The 18,786-nt window shown below is 60.5% G+C and carries 16 protein-coding genes; 4 read left to right on the plus strand and 12 right to left on the minus strand.

Going from position 1 to position 18,786, the window contains the following annotated elements:
• Positions 1 to 56 precede the first annotated feature (56 nt).
• The gene (locus NDJ82_RS14200; protein WP_112193433.1) at positions 57 to 2,363 is read right to left on the minus strand and encodes a TonB-dependent receptor; all 2,307 of its coding nucleotides are present in this window, start codon (positions 2,361 to 2,363) and stop codon (positions 57 to 59) included.
• Between the two features lie 205 nt (positions 2,364 to 2,568).
• Between NDJ82_RS14200 and NDJ82_RS14205 the strand changes: the two genes are divergently transcribed.
• Positions 2,569 to 3,249: a Fe2+-dependent dioxygenase gene (locus NDJ82_RS14205; RefSeq protein ID WP_099587066.1), complete on the plus strand. Its 681-nt coding sequence runs from the start codon at positions 2,569 to 2,571 to the stop codon at positions 3,247 to 3,249.
• Position 3,250: 1 nt separating this feature from the next.
• Positions 3,251 to 4,006 carry a tetratricopeptide repeat protein gene (locus NDJ82_RS14210; protein ID WP_099587067.1) on the plus strand — a complete coding sequence of 252 codons (756 nt, stop codon included), beginning with the start codon at positions 3,251 to 3,253 and terminating at the stop codon, positions 4,004 to 4,006.
• 62 nt (positions 4,007 to 4,068) lie between these two features.
• On the opposite strand, the gene NDJ82_RS14215 is transcribed toward NDJ82_RS14210, so the two are convergent.
• The 5 genes from NDJ82_RS14215 to NDJ82_RS14235 all read right to left on the minus strand — a co-directional run bounded on the left by NDJ82_RS14215 (position 4,069) and on the right by NDJ82_RS14235 (position 9,144).
• Complete coding sequence (locus tag NDJ82_RS14215; RefSeq protein ID WP_032886216.1) at positions 4,069 to 5,232, minus strand: type III PLP-dependent enzyme; 1,164 nt, start codon at positions 5,230 to 5,232, stop codon at positions 4,069 to 4,071.
• Positions 5,233 to 5,692: 460 nt separating this feature from the next.
• Complete coding sequence (locus NDJ82_RS14220) at positions 5,693 to 6,850, minus strand: osmoprotectant ABC transporter ATP-binding protein OsmV (RefSeq protein WP_099587069.1); 1,158 nt, start codon at positions 6,848 to 6,850, stop codon at positions 5,693 to 5,695.
• A complete protein-coding gene (locus NDJ82_RS14225) occupies positions 6,847 to 7,500 on the minus strand; it encodes an ABC transporter permease (RefSeq protein WP_027604864.1) in 654 nt (217 codons plus the stop codon). Before NDJ82_RS14225 ends, NDJ82_RS14220 begins: the two co-directional genes overlap by 4 nt.
• Positions 7,501 to 7,513: 13 nt before the next feature.
• Entirely contained in the window at positions 7,514 to 8,407 is an 894-nt protein-coding gene (locus NDJ82_RS14230) for a glycine betaine ABC transporter substrate-binding protein (protein WP_158878394.1), read from the minus strand.
• Between the two features lie 20 nt (positions 8,408 to 8,427).
• Entirely contained in the window at positions 8,428 to 9,144 is a 717-nt protein-coding gene (locus NDJ82_RS14235) for an ABC transporter permease (RefSeq protein WP_027604862.1), read from the minus strand.
• Positions 9,145 to 9,475: 331 nt separating this feature from the next.
• On the opposite strand from NDJ82_RS14235, the gene NDJ82_RS14240 reads away from it, so the two are divergent.
• Together NDJ82_RS14240 and NDJ82_RS14245 are read left to right on the plus strand one after the other, a co-directional pair.
• On the plus strand, positions 9,476 to 11,059 hold the full coding sequence (locus tag NDJ82_RS14240; protein ID WP_197625220.1) for a peptide chain release factor 3: 1,584 nt from the start codon (positions 9,476 to 9,478) through the stop codon (positions 11,057 to 11,059).
• Between the two features lie 133 nt (positions 11,060 to 11,192).
• The gene (locus tag NDJ82_RS14245; protein ID WP_099587072.1) at positions 11,193 to 11,438 is read left to right on the plus strand and encodes a hypothetical protein; all 246 of its coding nucleotides are present in this window, start codon (positions 11,193 to 11,195) and stop codon (positions 11,436 to 11,438) included.
• Between the two features lie 155 nt (positions 11,439 to 11,593).
• Here the strand turns inward: NDJ82_RS14245 and NDJ82_RS14250 are convergent, their stop codons facing one another.
• From NDJ82_RS14250 to NDJ82_RS14275, 6 genes are all read right to left on the minus strand, one after another.
• The gene (locus NDJ82_RS14250) at positions 11,594 to 12,565 is read right to left on the minus strand and encodes a peptide ABC transporter ATP-binding protein (protein ID WP_017530136.1); all 972 of its coding nucleotides are present in this window, start codon (positions 12,563 to 12,565) and stop codon (positions 11,594 to 11,596) included.
• The gene (locus NDJ82_RS14255; protein ID WP_099587073.1) at positions 12,565 to 13,533 is read right to left on the minus strand and encodes an ABC transporter ATP-binding protein; all 969 of its coding nucleotides are present in this window, start codon (positions 13,531 to 13,533) and stop codon (positions 12,565 to 12,567) included. The genes NDJ82_RS14250 and NDJ82_RS14255 overlap by 1 nt, the downstream gene beginning before the upstream one ends.
• Before the next feature lie 10 nt (positions 13,534 to 13,543).
• Positions 13,544 to 14,455 carry an ABC transporter permease subunit gene (locus NDJ82_RS14260; protein WP_003188486.1) on the minus strand — a complete coding sequence of 304 codons (912 nt, stop codon included), beginning with the start codon at positions 14,453 to 14,455 and terminating at the stop codon, positions 13,544 to 13,546.
• A gap of 10 nt (positions 14,456 to 14,465) precedes the next feature.
• A complete protein-coding gene (locus tag NDJ82_RS14265; protein ID WP_003171721.1) occupies positions 14,466 to 15,476 on the minus strand; it encodes an ABC transporter permease subunit in 1,011 nt (336 codons plus the stop codon).
• 76 nt (positions 15,477 to 15,552) lie between these two features.
• Entirely contained in the window at positions 15,553 to 17,148 is a 1,596-nt protein-coding gene (locus NDJ82_RS14270; RefSeq protein WP_250925740.1) for an ABC transporter substrate-binding protein, read from the minus strand.
• A 79-nt stretch (positions 17,149 to 17,227) separates the two neighbouring features.
• A complete protein-coding gene (locus tag NDJ82_RS14275; RefSeq protein WP_112193445.1) occupies positions 17,228 to 18,625 on the minus strand; it encodes an OprD family outer membrane porin in 1,398 nt (465 codons plus the stop codon).
• Positions 18,626 to 18,786: the final 161 nt, after the last annotated feature.

Here is an 18,786-nt window from a genome sequence, read left to right on the forward strand (position 1 = left end):
CACGCAAAAGCCCCACGCATCCGATGCGTGGGGCTTTGTGCTACGTGAAGCGGTGTCTAGAAGTGGAAGCTGGTGGACACCAGCGCCGTGCGCCCAGCCGCCTGGTTGGCGAAGTGCGTTGAGAACGCTTTGTCGTAGTAGGTCTTGTCCGTGAGGTTTTGCACGTTCAATTGCAGGTCGATGTTTTTGGTCAGCTTGTAGCTGGCCATGGCGTCGTAGCGGGTATAGGACGGCACGTAGACCGTGTTACCCACATCGCCGTAGACGTCATCGACGTAGAACGCGCCGCCGCCGATGGTCAGCTTGGGTGTGATGGCGTAGGTGGTCCACAGGCTGAAGCTGTTCTTCGGCGTGTTGGGCATCTGGTTGCCTTCGTTGGAACCTGCGCTGATGACACCGTTGCGCCCGTTACGGCCCGCTTTGACCAGCTCGCTGTCCAGGTAGCTGTAGCCCGCGAACACTTGCCACTGATCAGTGATTTTGCCGCTGGCGGACAACTCGATACCGTCTACTTGGGATTCACCGGCGTTCTGGTAGGTGAGGGCGTCCACCAGGATGCGCGTGTTTTTCTTCTCGGTACGGAACACTGCAGCGGTCAGCGAGAGGCGGTCGTGGAACAGATCCCACTTGGTGCCCAGTTCGTAGTTGACGGTTTCTTCCGGTTGCAGATCGCTGCTGGCCGCGCCAGCGGACAGCGGGTTGCCATCGGAGCCTTCGCCGACCAGGCCGCCGGCGGGGGTTGCCGAGGTGGCGTACGAGGCATAGACGCTGGCGTTTTCCACCGGCTTCCAGACCAGGCCGGCCTGCCAGTTGAAGAACTGACTGTCTTCCTTGATCTTGCTCCGCGCCTTCACGGTCGCGCTAGGGACGGCGTTGGTGTTGGCTTCGGTGTCAAAGGTGTCGTAGCGCAGGCCGACGTTCAGCAGCCATTTCGGGTCCAGTTCGATGGTGTCGAACACATAGGCGGCGCGGCTGGTGGCCTTGGTGTTGGTGCCGTTGTAGTTGCGCGCGATGCTGCCGTTCCAGGCGTCATCCGGGTTCGGGTTGCTCAGCGAGGTGCACTGGCCGCCTTGGCTGCCGCCGGCCACGGTGCAGCCGCCGGTGGGGTTGGCGTTCGGGCTGATGGTGTAGCTGCTCACGCGGGTTTCTTCACCCGTGAATTCCAGGCCGGTGGAGTAGCTGTGCTTGAAGCCCAGTGCCTGGAAACTGCCAAACAGATCGGTCTGGTTGGTGGTCGTCGTCGTTGTGGAGACGCGGCTGTTGGCGCGACGCCATACGGTGCCGAAACGGTTGACGTTGAGCTTGCTGTCATCCGGCTGGGTCAGGATGTAGTCCTGTCCGGTGCTGCCATGACGCAGGGTGTTTTTCAGCGTCATGCTGTCGTTCAGGTCGTGCTCGATGGATACGGTGCTGATATCGGCGCGGGTCTTGCGGAAATCCCGATCTTTAAGGCCGTAGAAGTTGTTGCTGTCGCCGCCGTCATTGGGTTTGTCGTGCCCGTGGGTGGTGGCGGTCGACGAGCTGTAGCCGTAGGGAATGCCCGAGTCCGGCAGGTCGTTGCTTTCCATGTGGTAGTAGCTGAGGTTGACGCGGGTCGGGGTGCCCAGGCCAAAGGTCAGCGATGGTGCCACGCCCCAACGGTCGTAATTGACGGCGTCACGGCCGGCCACGTTCTGCTCGTGGGTCATGAGGTTCAGGCGGAACGCGGCGCTGTCGTCGAGGAACTGGCGGTTCACGTCGAGCACGTAGCGACGGGTCTGGTCGGAACCGTAGGTGAAGCCGCCGTTGGTGAAGTCTCGGGCTTGCGGCGTCTTGCTCACCAAGTTGAGGCTGCCACCGGCCGAACCGCGACCGCCGAACGAGGAGTTCGGGCCTTTGCTGACTTCGATGGACTCGATGTCGAAAATCTCACGACTCTGGCCGCCAGTGTCGCGCACGCCGTCCAGGTAAGTGTCGCCCTGGGCGTCGAAACCCCGGATGAACGGTCGGTCGCCCTGGGGGTTGCCGCCTTCGCCGGCGCCGAAGGTAATCCCCGGTACGGTGCGCAGGGCATCCTGCAACGAGGTAGCGGCGGTGTCTTTGAGCACTTGTTGCGGCACGACGGTGACCGAGCGCGGCGTGTCCACCAGCGGCGCGGTGTATTTCTGCGAAGAGGCTTTTTCGACTTGGTAGGACGTGGCGTCCTGTTCTTCCCCAGTGATGCTGGTGGCACCCAGGGAGATGCTGTCGCGCTGGCCTTTCTGTTCGGTGTCTTCGGCCGCTTGCGCCAGATGGGCGACGGAGCTGGCACCGAGGGCCACGCCGATGGCCGAGGCCAGCAAACGCGGTGAACTGGCAGATGTTTTTATAATGGTGCGCGACATGACGTGTCCTTTCCCCAAGGATGTGAGGCCGCGGAATATAGGGTGAACAAGACTTCATATCAATTGCGATACATTGCTAATTGCACTGAATTTACATTCTTTACACTTTTTGCTTACGGTTTTTACGAACTCGTCCGTCACGGCGTTTTACAGGTCGGATAAGAATCAATACCATTAGCGCCTCCTTGCCTACAGGTATTGCCTCATGTTGCTGCACATTCCCGGCCTGTTCTCTCGCGAGGAAGTGCAGCGCATCCGCCAAGCCCTGGAAGACGCCGATTGGGCCGACGGCAAAATCACCGCCGGGCATCAATCCGCCAAAGCCAAACACAATCTGCAATTGCCCGAAGGCCACCCGTTGGCCAAGGAAATCGGTGCGGCGATGCTCGAACGCTTGTGGCAGAACCCGCTGTTTATGTCAGCGGCGTTACCCCACAAGGTGTTCCCGCCGTTGCTCAACTGCTATACCGCAGGCGGCAGTTTCGACTTCCATATCGACAACGCCGTGCGCCAGCCCAAAGGCAGCCACGAACGGGTGCGTACTGACCTGTCGTCCACCCTGTTCTTCAGCGATCCGGATGAGTACGACGGCGGCGAACTGGAGATCCAGGACACCTTTGGCGTGCAACGGGTCAAATTGCCCGCCGGCGACATGGTGCTGTACCCCGGCTCCAGCCTGCACAAAGTCAACGCCGTGACCCGTGGCGCGCGTTATGCCTCATTCTTCTGGACCCAAAGCCTGGTGCGCGAAGACAGCCAGCGCACGTTGCTGTTCGAGATGGACGGCGCGATCCGGCAACTGACCGCGGATGTACCCGACCACCCCGCGTTGATCCAGCTCACCGGCACTTACCACAACCTGTTGCGTCGCTGGGTCGAGGTCTGAGATGGGCTTTTTGTTACGCCGCCAGGAAGTGCTCAATGTCGAACAATTGCAGAACATGCTCGACGACGCGCCGGTGCGCGCCGCCCAAGCGATCCTGATCGCGGCCAAGGAGGGCGTGGTGGATGCCCAGGCCCTGCTCGGGCAAATCCTGCTGGAAGGGCGCGGCATTGCCCGCGATGAAGCGCTGGCGTTGCGCTGGTTCCGCATCGCGGCGCAGGGCGGTCATCTGATGGCGCGCAATATGGCCGGGCGTTGCCTGGAGCATGGCTGGGGCTGCCCGGCGGATGCGGCCGCGGCGGCGCAGCAATACCGTCTGGCCGCCGAGGCGGGGCTGGATTGGGGGCAATACAACTACGCAAACCTGCTGGCGACCGGTCGCGGTGTCGCTGAGGATCAGCCGCAAGCATTGTCCTTCTATCGTCGGGCGGCGGAGCAGGGCCACGCCAAGTCGATGAACCTGCTGGGGCGCTACCTGGAAGACGGTCAGTATTGCCCGAGGGACCCGCAGGCCGCTGTGGACTGGTATCGCCGCTCAGCCGAAGGCGGGGATTTCCGTGGGCAGTTCAGTTATGCGGCGGTGCTGGCGGATAGAGGCCAGGTCGAGACGGCGCTGGAGTGGCTGCACAAAGCGCTTGCCGGCGGCAATCTGAAGTTTTTGCGGGTGGCCCACAAGGCGCTGGCGGCGGCCAACGACCCGCCGATTCGCGCGATGGCCGAGGCCTACCGACAACGCGCCGCCAGCCTTCCGGAGGCATAAAAAAACCCATGACACGTCATGGGTTTTTCTTGCGGTTTGCAGCTTAAAACTTGCGGCTGCTGTTAAACATAAAACGACTTCAACGGCGGGAAGCCATTGAACTCAACCGCGCTGTAGCTGGTGGTGTAGGCACCGGTCGACAGCCAGTACAAACGGTCACCGATGGCCAGGTTCAGCGGCAGGCCGTACTTGTAGTTCTCGTACATGATGTCGGCGCTGTCGCAGGTTGGGCCGGCGATGACCACTTCTTCCATCTCGCCTTTCTTTTCGGTCCAGATCGGGAACTTGATGGCTTCGTCCATGGTTTCGATCAGGCCAGAGAATTTGCCCACATCCGTGTACACCCAACGCTCGACGGCGGTACGGGATTTACGTGCGACCAACACCACTTCACTGACCAGGATACCGGCGTTGGCGATCAACGAACGGCCCGGCTCCAGGATGATTTCCGGCAGGTCGTCGCCGAAGTCTTCCTTGAGGAAACGGATGATTTCTTCAGCGTAGGTTTCCAGGCTGTTGGTGCGGGTGATGTAGTTGGCCGGGAAGCCGCCACCCATGTTGATCAGCTTGAGGTGGATGTTGTCCTCTTCTTTCAGGCGTTCGAAGATCACTTTGACCTTGGCGATCGCCGCGTCCCACACGCTGATGTCGCGCTGCTGCGAACCCACGTGGAACGAGATGCCGTAAGGCACCAGGCCCAGGTCGCGCGCCAGGATCAGCAGGTCCATGGCCATGTCGGTCTGGCAGCCGAATTTGCGCGACAAAGGCCAGTCAGCCGTGGTCGAGCCTTCGGTGAGGATACGCACATACACTTTCGAACCCGGCGCAGCCTTGGCGATGTTGCGCAGGTCGGCTTCGGAGTCGGTTGAGAACAGACGCACGCCCTTCTCGTAGAAGTAGCGGATGTCCTTGGATTTCTTGATGGTGTTGCCGTAGCTGATACGGTCGGCGCTGACGCCACGGTCCATGACCTTGTCCAGCTCGTAGATCGACGCGATGTCGAAGCTTGAACCCTTGTCTTTCAACAGGTCGATGATCTCGACGGCTGGGTTGGCCTTGACGGCGTAATACACCTTGGCGAATTCGAAACCGGCGCGCAGGTCGTCGTAGGCCTGGCTGATCATCGCGGTGTCGATCACCACGAACGGGGTTTCTTGCTTGTCGGCGAACGCCTTCATTTTGTCAAAAGTGGCGCGCGCGAAATAATCTTCGACGTTGATCGACATGCTGGGGACTCCTAAGGGCAAACTGAAATTAGCAATGGGTGCAAATGAACGTCCTCCGTATCCCCACTTTGGTTCGCCTACTTCCCAAGGCATGTCGCCGAAAGCAAAAAGGCCATGGGAATAGACGCTTCCCTTGGCCTTGCTGTCTCGTCGTCAGTACTTGAGCCGGATGGATCGTTTCCAGCATGGACGTTCGGCGCGAACTTTAGGGCGTGAGGGGCTTGAGATCAACTAAAAATGTCGCGTTTTTGCACGCGTTCGTCGCACGATGGCGTGCAGCTACTTATGTAACCGACAGGTGTGACGGAATGATGTTCCCCGGATCGGGCAAATCGACGGTATTTACCTGACGCACCACGGAGCAAATGTGGGAGGGGGCTTGCCCCCGATAGCGGTGTGTCAGCCAATACTTCAGTGACTGACACACCGCCATCGGGGGCAAGCCCCCTCCCACATAAGATCAGGCCAGTGCCGTCTCGGCAGGCGAAACAATACTGGTCTTGCCCCCACGCGACTTGCCGGAGCTCAGGTATTCGGCAATCGACTCCTGCGTCACTTCCCCCAGGAACACCCGCTCCGCATCCATCACCGGCAGCCACGAGCGGTTGAATTCGTACATGCGCGACAACAGGATGCGCAAATGCTCGTCATACGCCGCCGTGGCGTTGAACTCGCGCAGGTATTGGCCGCACGTACCGGTCTGACGGTGCAGGTCGCGACGTCGTACATAACCCAGTGCCTTGTTCTCGGCACAGGTGACCACCACATAGCGACGGTCGGTTTCGTCCATCAGTTCCAGGGCATCGGCCACCGGGGTTTCCGGGCTCACCGACGGGGCGTTGTCTGCCGCGTCTTCGGCCTTCACCAGCAGCAGGCGCTTGAGGGTACTGTCCTGGCCCACGAAGTTGCTGACGAACTCGTCAGCCGGGTGCGCCAAAAGCGTGTCTGGATGGTCGATCTGCAGCAGCTTGCCGGCGCGGAAGATCGCGATTTTGTCACCCAGCTTGATGGCTTCGTCGATGTCGTGGCTGACCATGATCACGGTCTTGTTCAGCGCGCGCTGCATCTCGAAGAACTCGTTCTGGATCATCTCGCGGTTGATCGGGTCGACCGCGCCGAACGGCTCATCCATCAGCAGCAACGGCGCATCGGCCGCCAGTGCGCGGATCACGCCGATCCGCTGCTGCTGGCCACCGGACAACTCACGGGGGTAGCGATGCAGGTACTGCTTGGGTTCCAGCTTGATCATGCTCATCAACTCGCGGGCGCGGTCGTGGCATTTCTGTTTGTCCCAGCCCAGCAGCTTGGGCACGACCACGATGTTTTCCTCGATGGTCATGTTGGGGAACAGGCCGATCTGCTGGATCACGTAGCCGATGTTGCGACGCAGGGTCACTTCATCCAGGTCGGTGGTGTCTTCGCCGTTGATCAGGATCTTGCCCGAGGAGGGCTTGATCAGGCGGTTGATCATCTTCAGGGTGGTGCTTTTGCCGCAGCCCGACGGGCCGAGGAACACGCAAATCTCGCCTTCATTGACGGTCAGGCTGACATCGTTGACGGCAGTAATGGTCTTGCCGTTGCTTTGAAAGGTCTTGGACAGGTTTTGAAGTTCGATCATTTGAGCAATCCTTTTGGAGTCAGCGAGCGTTGCAGCCATTGCAGAAGCAGGTCGGCGAAGATGGCCAGGAGACTGACCAGCACGGCGCCAACAATCAGCATCGACATGTCGCTGCGGCTGATGGAAGCCAGAATAAGTACACCCAGGCCACCGGCACCGATGGTGGCGGCGATGGTCATCACACCAATGTTCATCACCACGGCGGTGCGCACACCGGCGAGGATCACCGGCACCGCAATCGGCAGTTCGACCATGCGCAGGCGCTGGCCGAAAGTCATACCGATGCCTTTGGCGGCCTCGCGAATGCCCGGTTCAACGCCGGTCAGGGCGAGGTAGGTGTTACGCATGATCGGCAACAGGGAGTAGAGGAACACGGCGGTGATCGCCGGCATCGGGCCCAGGCCCTGGCCGAATTTGGAGTAGAACGGCAGCAGCAGGCCGAACAGGGCGATGGACGGCACGGTCAGCAGCACCGTGGCGCTGGCTTGCAGCGGGCCGGCCAAGGTCGGAAAGCGCGTCATCAGCACGCCGAGGGGCACGCCCACGACAATCGCCAGGATCACGGCAATGCCAACCAGGGTGATGTGCTGCCAGGTCAGGTGCAGGACTTGTGCCCAATCAAGATGGGAAAAGGCGTTCAGGAATTCCATGTCTTCTCCTTCTTTAGTTGATCGGATGTTGGCGCAGGAAATCGGCGGCAACAGCGGACGGGCTTTCATGGTCGACGTCGACCCGCGCATTCAGCTGGCGCATGGTTTCGTCGTCGAACAGCGTGGCCAGTGGCTTGAGTTCGGCAGCCAGTTGCGGATGCTTGTCGAGGTATTCCTGACGCACCACGGGTGCTGCGGTGTAGTCCGGGAAGTAGTGCATGTCATCCGCCAGCAGCTTGAGCTTGAAGGCGTTGAGGCGACCGTCGGTGGTGTAGACCAGGCCGGCAAACACCTGGCCATTGCGCAAGGCGGTGTAGACCAGGCCCGCGTCCATCTGCCGAGTGTTTTTGCGCGTGAGGTTCATGTCGTACAGCTTGACCATGCCGGCCAGGCCGTCGGAGCGGTTGGCGAACTCGGTGTCCAGGGCGACCAGGCGATGCTCTTTGGTCTCCTGGGCCATGGCTTTGGTGAGGTCGCTGATGCTGTTGATCTCGGGATGTTCCTCGGCGACCTTCTCCGGCAATGCCAGGGCATAGGTGTTGCTGAAGCGCGACGGCGAGAGCCAGACCAGGCCTTTTTTAGCGTCGAGTTCTTTCACCCGTGCGTAGGACTGTTCGCTGTCGAGCTTCTCGTCCACATGGTTGTAAGCCACCAGGGACACGCCGGTGTACTCCCAGATCAGATCCAGTTGCCCGCTTTCCTGGGCACTGCGCGCCAGGTTGCTGCCCAGGCCGCCGGTCACCTGGGTGTCGTAGCCCTTGGCGCGCAGGTACTGGGACGTGATTTCGGCGAGCAGGGTCTGCTCGGTGAACACTCGGGCGCCGATGCGGATCACCGGTTTCTCGGCGGCTTGCGCAAAACCTGCGAACAGCAGGACGCAGCTCAATATCAATGTCAGTTTTTTCATGTGAATTCCTTTGCCAGGCCTTAAGACGGACGCAACCCGCGTTCCAGCCAGAGGCGGCTGGCCATGGTCACCAGACCGTCGAGCAGCAATGCCAGCAACGCGGTGCACGCGGCGCCGAGCAGCAATTGCGGCTGATTGTTCAGGGCGATGCCGGGGAAGATCAGGCTGCCCAGGCTATTGGCGCCGATCAGGAACGCCAGCGGTGCAGTACCCACGTTGATCGCCAGGGCCACGCGCACACCGCCGATGATGATTGGCACGGCGTTGGGCAATTCCACACGAAACAGCACCTGGCGCGGCGTCATGCCGATGCCGGTGGCGGCTTCCTTGAGTGAGCCTTGAACGTTTTTGAGGCCCTCGTAGGTGTTGCGCACGATGGGCAGGAGGGAGGCGAGGAACAGCGCGAAGATGGCCGGGCCGCTGCCGATGCCGAGGACGCCGAGGGCGATGGCCAGTACGGCCAGGGGCGGGACGGTGTTGCCGATGTTGAAGATCTGCATGAAGCGTTCTGCGCGCCCGACCATGTTTGGTCGGCTGAGCAGGATACCGGCGGGGATGCCCACAACGAGGGCCGCCAGCATGGAGACTAGAACGAGGATCAGGTGTGCTTGCAGGTAAAACAACAAATCGTCGCGGTACAGTTCGATCGTGTTGATGCCGATCCAGTGGACCAGCAGGGCCAGGAGCGCGACGACAACCACGCCTCCTATCAGCCCTTTGCCATAGCGAATAGCCACAGGCGGACTCCTTTTTTCTTTTGTCGGCGAACACATTTCCGAGCGGCAATGCCATTCCTGGCTGTCGGCAAATGTGGTCGCGAAAAGCAGCTCGCCAATACCGGCAACGCGGTATCAAATCGAGCCATGAGCGCAGCCTCGTCAGGCTAACTTGCTGATTTATCAGCCCCTGTTCCGAGTGCGGTAGCAGGGGAGTGGACGTCTCTACCTTTTAAAAGGTTCCATACTTGGCAGCATTTAGCCACCCCCAATCGGGTGAACGGTGGTCCGGCCCCCGGGGTTTGCGCTATACTCGCCGCCCTTTTTTGACTCACCTGCCAGGCGATTTCCCATGACCCACCAGGCCGCCGAAGTCGCGAAACGCCGCACTTTCGCCATTATTTCCCACCCCGATGCCGGTAAAACCACCATCACCGAGAAGCTCCTGCTGATGGGCAAGGCAATCGCGGTGGCGGGCACGGTGAAATCCCGCAAATCCGACCGCCATGCCACATCCGACTGGATGGAGATGGAAAAGCAACGGGGTATTTCCATTACCACGTCGGTCATGCAGTTCCCGTATCGCGACCATATGGTCAACCTGCTCGACACCCCGGGCCACGAAGACTTCTCCGAAGACACCTATCGCACCCTGACGGCGGTGGACTCGGCCTTGATGGTCCTCGACGGCGGTAAAGGCGTCGAGCCACGGACCATCGCGCTGATGGACGTGTGCCGCCTGCGTGACACGCCGATCGTGAGCTTCATCAACAAACTCGACCGTGACATCCGCGACCCCATCGAGTTGCTGGATGAAATCGAAGCGGTCCTGAAGATCAAGGCCGCGCCGATCACCTGGCCGATTGGTTGCTATCGCGATTTCAAGGGCGTGTACCACCTGGCCGACGACTACATCATTGTCTACACCGCCGGCCACGGTCACGAACGCACCGACGTGAAAATCATCGAGAAGCTCGACTCGGACGAAGCCCGCGCCCACTTGGGTGACGAGTACGACCGTTTTGTCGATCAGCTTGAACTGGTGCAGGGCGCCTGCCATGAGTTCAACCAGCAGGAATTCCTCGACGGCCAACTGACCCCGGTGTTCTTCGGGACCGCGCTGGGCAACTTCGGTGTCGACCACGTACTTGATGCCGTCGTGAACTGGGCGCCAAAGCCCCTGGCCCGTGTGGCCAACGAGCGTACGGTTGAGCCGGTCGAAGAGAAATTCACCGGTTTCGTGTTCAAGATCCAGGCGAACATGGACCCCAAGCACCGCGACCGTATCGCCTTCATGCGTATCTGCTCCGGCAAATACGAAAAAGGCATGAAGATGCGCCACGTGCGCACCGGCAAGGACGTGCGCATCGGCGACGCCCTGACGTTCTTCTCCTCCGAGCGTGAACAGCTCGAAGAAGCCTACGCCGGCGACATCATCGGCCTGCACAACCACGGCACCATCCAGATCGGCGACACCTTCACCGAAGGCGAAGTGCTGGGCTTCACCGGCATCCCGCACTTCGCCCCGGAACTGTTCCGCCGCGTACGCCTGCGCGACCCGCTCAAATCCAAGCAACTGCGCCAGGGCTTGCAGCAGTTGGCGGAAGAGGGCGCCACCCAGGTGTTCTTCCCCGAGCGCAGCAACGACATCATCCTCGGTGCCGTCGGTGTGCTGCAGTTCGATGTGGTGGCCAGCCGCCTGAAAGAGGAATACAAGGTCGAATGCTCGTATGAGCCGATCACCGTGTACTCCGCGCGCTGGATCGATTGCAGCGATAAGAAGAAGTTGGAAGAGTTCTCCAACAAGGCTGTGGAAAACCTGGCAGTCGACGGCGGCGGTCACCTGACCTACCTGGCGCCGACACGGGTGAACCTGGCGCTGATGGAAGAACGTTGGCCGGATGTGAAATTCCGTGCGACGCGCGAGCACCATTAATTCCTGAGCGTCGCAGAAAAAGTGTGGGAGGGGCTTGCCCCCTCCCACACTTTTTTTTGCATAAGGCTGGGGAATTGGCGAGAACCCTGCATCGGGTCTAGCGTTTACGCACCGACTATAGAAGGAGACCACCGTGCGAAACGCTCAACGCGCCATCCCCCTGGTGTTGCTCGTAGCCTTGGGACTGACGGCTCTTCCGGTAATGGCGGGCTCAGGCTCCCCCCAATGGAAGGACACCGGCCCGGTCACCAAGAAAAAACAGAACGAGGTCAACTCCGGCAGTTGGCAGCCGCAACCGCAGCCCACGGACGAGCAAGATCCGGAAAACCCCCTCAACGAGGGCGAAGCCAGCGACACCTACGACGACGGTGACACCTGAGTCGCCAAAAAGAAAACCCCTCCTGCCAGGCTGATGCGCAACCTGGCGGGAAGGGCTGTAGAACGCGTTATTACTCCAATGTAATGCCCCGGTAGCAGCTGCCGAGCGCAAGCGAGGCTGCGTTGGCGCCCCCGCGGATCCGCGGGGGGGGTTACTCAAGCGACGAACTGCTCCGCGTAGTGGCACGCCACCTGCCGGTTATCCAAGGCGCGCAACTGCGGCTCCTCAGTGCTGCAGCGTGCCGTCGCATACGGGCAGCGCTTGTGGAATGCGCAACCCGACGGCGGGTTCAGTGGATTGGGCAACTCGCCGACGATTTTGATCTTCGGTTTGTTCGGATCCGGATGAATGGTCGGGGTGGCCGACAGCAGCGCCTGGGTGTACGGGTGCAAAGGCCGGGCGTAGATGTCTTCCTTCGGGCCCACTTCCACCGGGCGGCCGAGGTACATCACCATCACGTCATCGGCAACGTGCTGCACCACCGCCAGGTTGTGGGAAATGAACACGTAGGCCGTGTTGAATTCCTGCTGCAGATCCATGAACAGGTTCAGCACCTGCGCCTGGATCGACACGTCCAGCGCCGAGGTCGGTTCGTCCGCCACCAGCACTTTGGGTTGCAGCATCATGGCGCGGGCCAGGGCGATGCGCTGGCGCTGACCACCGGAGAACATGTGCGGGTAGCGCTGATAATGCTCAGGGCGCAGGCCCACTTGCTTCATCATCGCCTGCACTTTTTCGCGGCGTTCGGCGGCGGACAGGTTGGTGTTGATCAACAGCGGCTCGCCAAGTTGATCGCCGACTTTCTGGCGTGGGTTCAACGAAGCGTACGGGCTCTGGAACACCATCTGCACGTCTTTGCGCAGTTGCTTGCGCTGGGCCTTGTCGGCGCCGGCGACTTCCTGGCCGGCGATTTTCAGCGAGCCGGACGACGGCTCTTCAATCAGTGTCAGCGCTCGGGCCAGGGTGGATTTGCCGCAACCCGACTCGCCCACAACGGCGAGGGTCTTGCCGGCTTCCAGTTCGAACGACACACCATTGAGCGCGCGCACCAGGGCGTGGCCCTTGAACAGTCCACGGGACACTTCGTAGTGACGGGTGAGGTCGCGGGCGGTAAGAACGACGGCCATTACGCCACCTCCTGGTTCAAGGGGTAGAAGCAGCGCGCAAGGCTGTTGCTTTTCGGATCAAGGCCGGGACGCTGGGCGCGGCAGGATTCCTGCACATACGGGCAACGCGGCGATAGCAGGCAGCCCTGTGGGCGGTCATAGCGGCCGGGCACGATACCTGGCAGCGTGGCCAGGCGCGTGGCGCCGAGGCTGTGTTCCGGGATCGCCTTGAGCAATGCTTCGCTGTAAGGGTGCGCCGGAATATCGAACAGTTGCGGCACCTGGCCGACTTCCACTGCTTGGCCTGCGTACATCACGCACACGCGCTGGGCGGTTTCCGCCACGACGGCAAGGTCGTGGGTGATCAGCACCAGGCCCATGTTCTGTTCTTTTTGCAGGGCCAGCAGCAGCTCCATGATTTGCGCCTGGATGGTCACGTCCAGTGCAGTGGTCGGCTCATCCGCGATCAGCAGTTTCGGCTCGCCGGCAATGGCCATGGCGATTGCCACGCGCTGGCTCATGCCACCGGACAGTTGGTGCGGGTAGGCGTCCATACGGCTGGCCGCACCTGGGATTTCTACTTTTTCGAGCAGTTCGATGGCGCGTTTACGCGCTTGCTTGCCGGACATTTTCAGGTGCAGGCGCAGCACTTCTTCGATCTGGAAACCCACGGTGTAGCTGGGGTTCAGTGCGGTCATCGGGTCCTGGAACACCATCGCCAGGTCTTTGCCGACAATCTTGCGGCGCTGGCGGTTGCTCAGTTTGAGCATGTCCTTGCCGTCGAAGTTCAGGGCGTCGGCGGTGACGATGCCGGGGTGCTCGATCAGGCCCATCAGCGCCATCATGGTCACGGATTTACCCGAGCCGGACTCGCCAACGATCGCCAGGACTTCGCCCTTGTCGACCGAAATGTCGAGGCCATCGACCACCGGCACGGCGGTCTTGTCGCCGAAGCGGACGTTGAGATTCTTGATTTCTAACAGTGACATGGGAATCTCCTCAGGCGGCGTTCTTGAGTTTCGGGTCCAGCGCATCGCGCAGGCCGTCACCCATCAAGTTGATTGCCAGCACGCTGAGCAAAATGGTCAAACCAGGCAAGCTCACTACCCACCAGGCGCGTTCGATGTAGTCACGGGCCGAAGCCAGCATGGTGCCCCACTCAGGGGTTGGCGGTTGAACACCCAGACCGAGGAAGCCCAACGCGGCGGCATCGAGAATCGCCGAAGAGAAACTCAAGGTGGCCTGTACGATCAGCGGCGCCATGCAGTTGGGCAGCACAGTGATGAACATCAGGCGTGGCAGGCCGGCGCCGGCGAGGCGGGCGGCAGTCACGTAGTCACGGTTGAGTTCGCCCATCACCGCCGCGCGGGTCAGACGCACATAGGACGGCAACGACACGATAGCGATGGCGATCACGGTGTTGATCAGGCCAGGGCCGAGGATTGCGACGATGGCAACGGCCAGCAGCAACGAGGGCAGGGCCAGCATGATGTCCATCAGGCGCATGATGGTTGGGCCAAGCAGGCGCGGGAAGAACCCGGCGAACAGACCCAACAGGATGCCCGGGATCAGCGACATCACCACCGACGACAAACCGATCAGCAGCGACAGGCGCGAGCCCTGGATCAGGCGCGAGAGCAGGTCACGGCCCAACTCGTCGGTGCCGAGCAGGAACTGCATCTGCCCGCCTTCCAGCCAGGCCGGCGGGGTGAGCAGGAAGTCGCGGTATTGCTCGCTCGGGTTATGCGGGGCCACCCACGGCGCGAAGATCGCGCAGAACACGATCAGCAACATGAACAGCAGGCCGGCAACCGCGCCTTTGTTCTTGGAGAAGGCTTGCCAGAATTCTTTGTACGGGGACGGGTACAGCAGGCTTTGATCGACTGCTGACACTTGAGTAGGTGTGGTCATGGTCATGATCTCAGCGCTGGTGACGGATACGTGGGTTGGCGAAGCCGTAGAGGATATCCACCACGAAGTTCACCAGGATCACCAGGCAGGCGATCAACAGGATGCCGTTTTGCACCACCGGGTAGTCCCGCGCGCCAATGGCTTCGATCAGCCATTTGCCGATGCCGGGCCACGAGAAGATGGTTTCGGTCAGGACCGCACCGGCCAGCAGGGTGCCGACTTGCAGGCCGACCACCGTGAGCACCGGAATCAGCGCGTTACGCAGGCCATGTACGAATACCACGCGCGCCGGCGACAGGCCTTTGGCCTTGGCAGTACGGATGTAGTCTTCACGCAGCACTTCGAGCATGGATGAACGGGTCATCCGTGCGATCACCGCCAGCGGAATGGTGCCGAGCACGATGGCCGGCAGGATCAAGTGGTGCAGCGCATCCCAGAATGCATCCGGCTCGTCAGCCAGCAGGGTATCGATCAGCATGAAGCCGGTGCGCGGCTCGATGTCGTAGAGCAGGTCGATGCGCCCGGAAACCGGGGTCCAGCCCAGGCTCACCGAGAAAAACATGATCAGGATCAGGCCCCACCAGAAGATCGGCATCGAATAGCCCGCGAGGGAGATGCCCATCACCCCGTGGTCGAACAGGGATCCTCGCTTGAGTGCCGCGATCACCCCGGCCAACAGGCCCAGGATACCGGCGAACAAAAGGGCGGCCATGGACAGTTCCAGGGTCGCCGGGAAAAGGGCGGTGAATTCGGTCCACACGCTGGTACGGGTACGCAGCGATTCGCCAAGGTCGCCCTGGGCGAGCTTGCCGACATAGTCCAGGTATTGCGCATACAACGGCTTGTTAAGGCCAAGGCGCTCCATTGCCTGTGCGTGCATCTCGGGGTCGACGCGCCGCTCGCCCATCATGACTTCGACGGGGTCGCCAGGGATCATGCGAATCAACGCAAACGTGAGCAACGTGATGCCGAAAAACGTGGGGATCAATAACCCCAGTCGGCGGGCAATAAAACTAAACATCTTGTTGTGTACCTCAATCAGCCGGTTAGGCAGGTTCGGCACCGTCCCAGTGGGCGGTGCCGAGCGTTTCTCTTATTTACTTCACCTGGGTGGTGGCGAAGTTATTGTTCGTCAGAGGGCTTTGGGTATAACCCTCGACGTTCTTGCGCATGGCGGTGAACATTTTCGGGTAAGCCATGGGAATCCACGGTTGGTCCTGATCGAAAACGTCCAGTGCTTGTTGATAGAGTGCGGCCCGTTGCTGGGGTTCAGCGTCGGCGCGGGCCTTATCGATCAAGTCCTGAAACTCTTTGTTACACCAGCGCGCGTAGTTTTCGCCGTTTTTCGCTGCATCGCAACTCAGGTTCGGCGTGAGGAAGTTATCCGGGTCGCCGTTATCACCGGCCCAGCCGGCAGATACCATGTCGTGCTCGCCGGCTTTGGCGCGCTTGAGCATCTCGCCCCATTCCATGACCTTGATGTTCACTTTCAGGCCGATTTGCGCCAGGTCCGCCTGCATGCGCTGGGCGCCGAGCATTGGGTTAGGGTTGGTCGGGCCGCCGCCGTTACGGGTGAACAGGGTGAATTCGGTGCCTTCCGGTACACCGGCTTCCTTGAGCAGGGCGCGGGCTTTTTCCAAGTCGCGCTCAGGGTTTTTCAGCTTGTCGTTGAAGCCAAGCAGCGTCGGTGGATACGGGCCGGTGGCATCGACGGCGTTGCCTTTGCCATACAGGGATTCGTTGTAGCCTTTCTTGTCGAACGCGATATTGATCGCATGGCGCACCCGCGCGTCGCTCATGTACTTGTGGGTGGTGTTCAGGGCGGTGTAGGCGGTGGTCATCGCCGCCAGTTCGGCGACCTTCAGGTTCGGGTCTTTCTTGATGCTGGGCAGGTCATCGGGCTTGGGATACAGCGCGATCTGGCATTCGTTGGCCTTGAGCTTCTGCAGGCGCACGTTGTTGTCGACTGCAATGGCCAGGATCAACGGATCGGCCGGAGGCTTGCCGCGGAAGTACTCCGGGTTGGCCTTGAAGCGCACCTGAGCGTCCTTCTGGTAGCGCGTAAAAATGAACGGGCCGGTGCCGATCGGCTTGCTGTTGAGCTCTTCGGTCTTGCCGGCGGCGAGTAGCTTGTCGGCGTACTCGGCGGAGTGGATGGCGGTAAACGGCATCGCGACATCGGCCAGGAACGGTGCCTCAGGGCGGGTCAGGGTGAAGACCACGGTATGGTCATCGGTCTTCTCTACGCTCTTGAGCAGTTCCTTGAAACCCATGCTTTCAAAGTACGGGTAGCCCACGTTGGACTTGTTGTGCCATGGGTGTTTTGGGTCCAGTTGGCGCTGGAAGCTCCAGAGCACGTCGTCGGCATTCATGTTGCGCGTGGGTTTGAAGTAGTCGGTGGTGTGGAACTTGACGTCGTCGCGCAGGTGGAATGTATAGGTCAGGCCGTCGTCACTGATTTCCCAGGAAGTGGCGAGCGCTGGCACGATCTCGGTGGTGCCGGGCTTGAAGTCCACCAAACGGTTGAACATGGTTTCAGCGGCGGCATCGGCGGTGACGGCGGTGGTGTACAGGACCGGGTCAAAACCCTCCGGGCTGGCTTCGGTGCAGACCACCAGCGGTTTGGCTGAAATGCCGACAGCCACGCTCAACAGCGCGGCAGCCATGGCGGCTTGTAGCGGTAGCATTTTCATTCAGAGCCCTCTGCAATCGATGGACCAGACAAGCGTAGACGGCGGGCTCGTCCTGAGCCCGCCGTCTACCTGGCGCTAGTTAAAGAATGTTGAATGGAATGGTGGTGACCAGGCGGAACTCTTTGATGTTGCCGTCAGCCTGTTGAGCGCTGCCACGGTGTTCGACGTAAGTCGCACGAATCGCGGTAGCCTTGAGTGGCCCGCTCTGCACGGCGTAAGCCGCGCCTACACCGTATTCCTGGTGTTTCTCGCCATCCATCAAGCGCAAGTCGCTGCGTGACTTGCCAGCTTCGCCATAGGCGGTGCCGTTGTAGTGAGTACCGTCGATGCCCCAGCCGCGTGCCGAGTAGACATTGAACTTCAGGCCAGGCACGCCGTATTCGGCCATGTTGATGGCATAGGCCACCTGGAAGGACTTCTCGTTCGGGCTGTTGAAGTCGGACGTCAGGGAGTTGGCCAGGTAGATGCCGTTGGTTTCGTGCAGGTAGTCGAAGTACTCGTCACCGTTCACTTCCTGATACGCGAAGGTCAGGGTGTGGGCCTGGTGAGTCAGTCCCAGGGACAACGAGTAGGTATCGTTGTCGATGTTGCCCATCTTCTTGCTGCCGGTGTCGGTGGTTTTGTAGTAGTTCAGGCCGGTGGTCAGCGCCAGGGTCTGTGCGTCACCCAATTCGTGGGTGGCACCGAAGTAGTACTGGTTCCAGAAGTCTTCGACGTTAGCCGCGAACAGGCTGGTTTTCAGGCTCTTGAACGGCTGGTAGTTGAAGCCCAGGGTCTTGACCTTGTCGGTTTTCTGGCCATTGCCGTATTCGGAGACGAATTTCGTCAGGCTTTGCTCGGTCCGTGGCGAAACGCGATCGAAGATACCGCCCTGGAACGACAGGTTGCTGAACTCTTCGCTGTTGAAGCTCACACCCTGGAAGCTGGAAGGCAAAGCACGGTTGCCGATGGTGTCGACGATGCCGCTGCTGAAGTTCTGGCGGCCGGCGGTCAGGGTGGTGTTGGACACGCGGAACTGCATGTTGGCCAGGCCGAGTTTGCTCCACTGGTCTACGGCGTTGCCATCCGAGTCGGCCAGTGTGCGGTTGGAGCCGCCCTTGATGTCACGCTTGCTACGATCCAAAACGAGGGCGTTGTACAGCGCCACTTCGGTCTTCACGCCCACGGTGCCCTGGGTGAAACCCGAGCTGGCGTTGAGGATTGTGCCTTGTACCCAGTTGGTGCGGTTACGGTCGGTTTCAGTTTTACCGTGTTTTGTGTAGGAAAAGGTGCCGCCACGGTATTTGCTTTCGTGGGAGTACCAGTTACGCGTGGTGCCGCCCAGGCTGAAATCTTCGATAAAACCTTTGGCCTCGCTTTGGGCGCTGGCGCCGGCCAGTGTGGTCGGAACGAAGTCCTGGCTGACGGGCTCAGCATAGGCGGTAGCCGTGATGCTGCTGATGGCCAGGGCCAGAAGCGCTTTGCTGCTCAGTTTCATGGGTGAAGCTCCTTTGGTTCTCTTTTTTATGCCGGTCTTTTTAGGTGAACCGACTATTGGTGTGTAACTCGTTCAGGCACTTGCAAACGTTTGCCGTAGGAAATTTCCCAATAAATGGCTGCACGTTTGCCGGAGAGCTGACTTCGCTCTCCTGCAATCCG

Origin of the sequence: Pseudomonas sp. SR18 (assembly GCF_023701505.1) — a bacterium.
Taxonomy (GTDB): Bacteria; Pseudomonadota; Gammaproteobacteria; order Pseudomonadales; family Pseudomonadaceae; genus Aquipseudomonas; species Aquipseudomonas cyclaminis.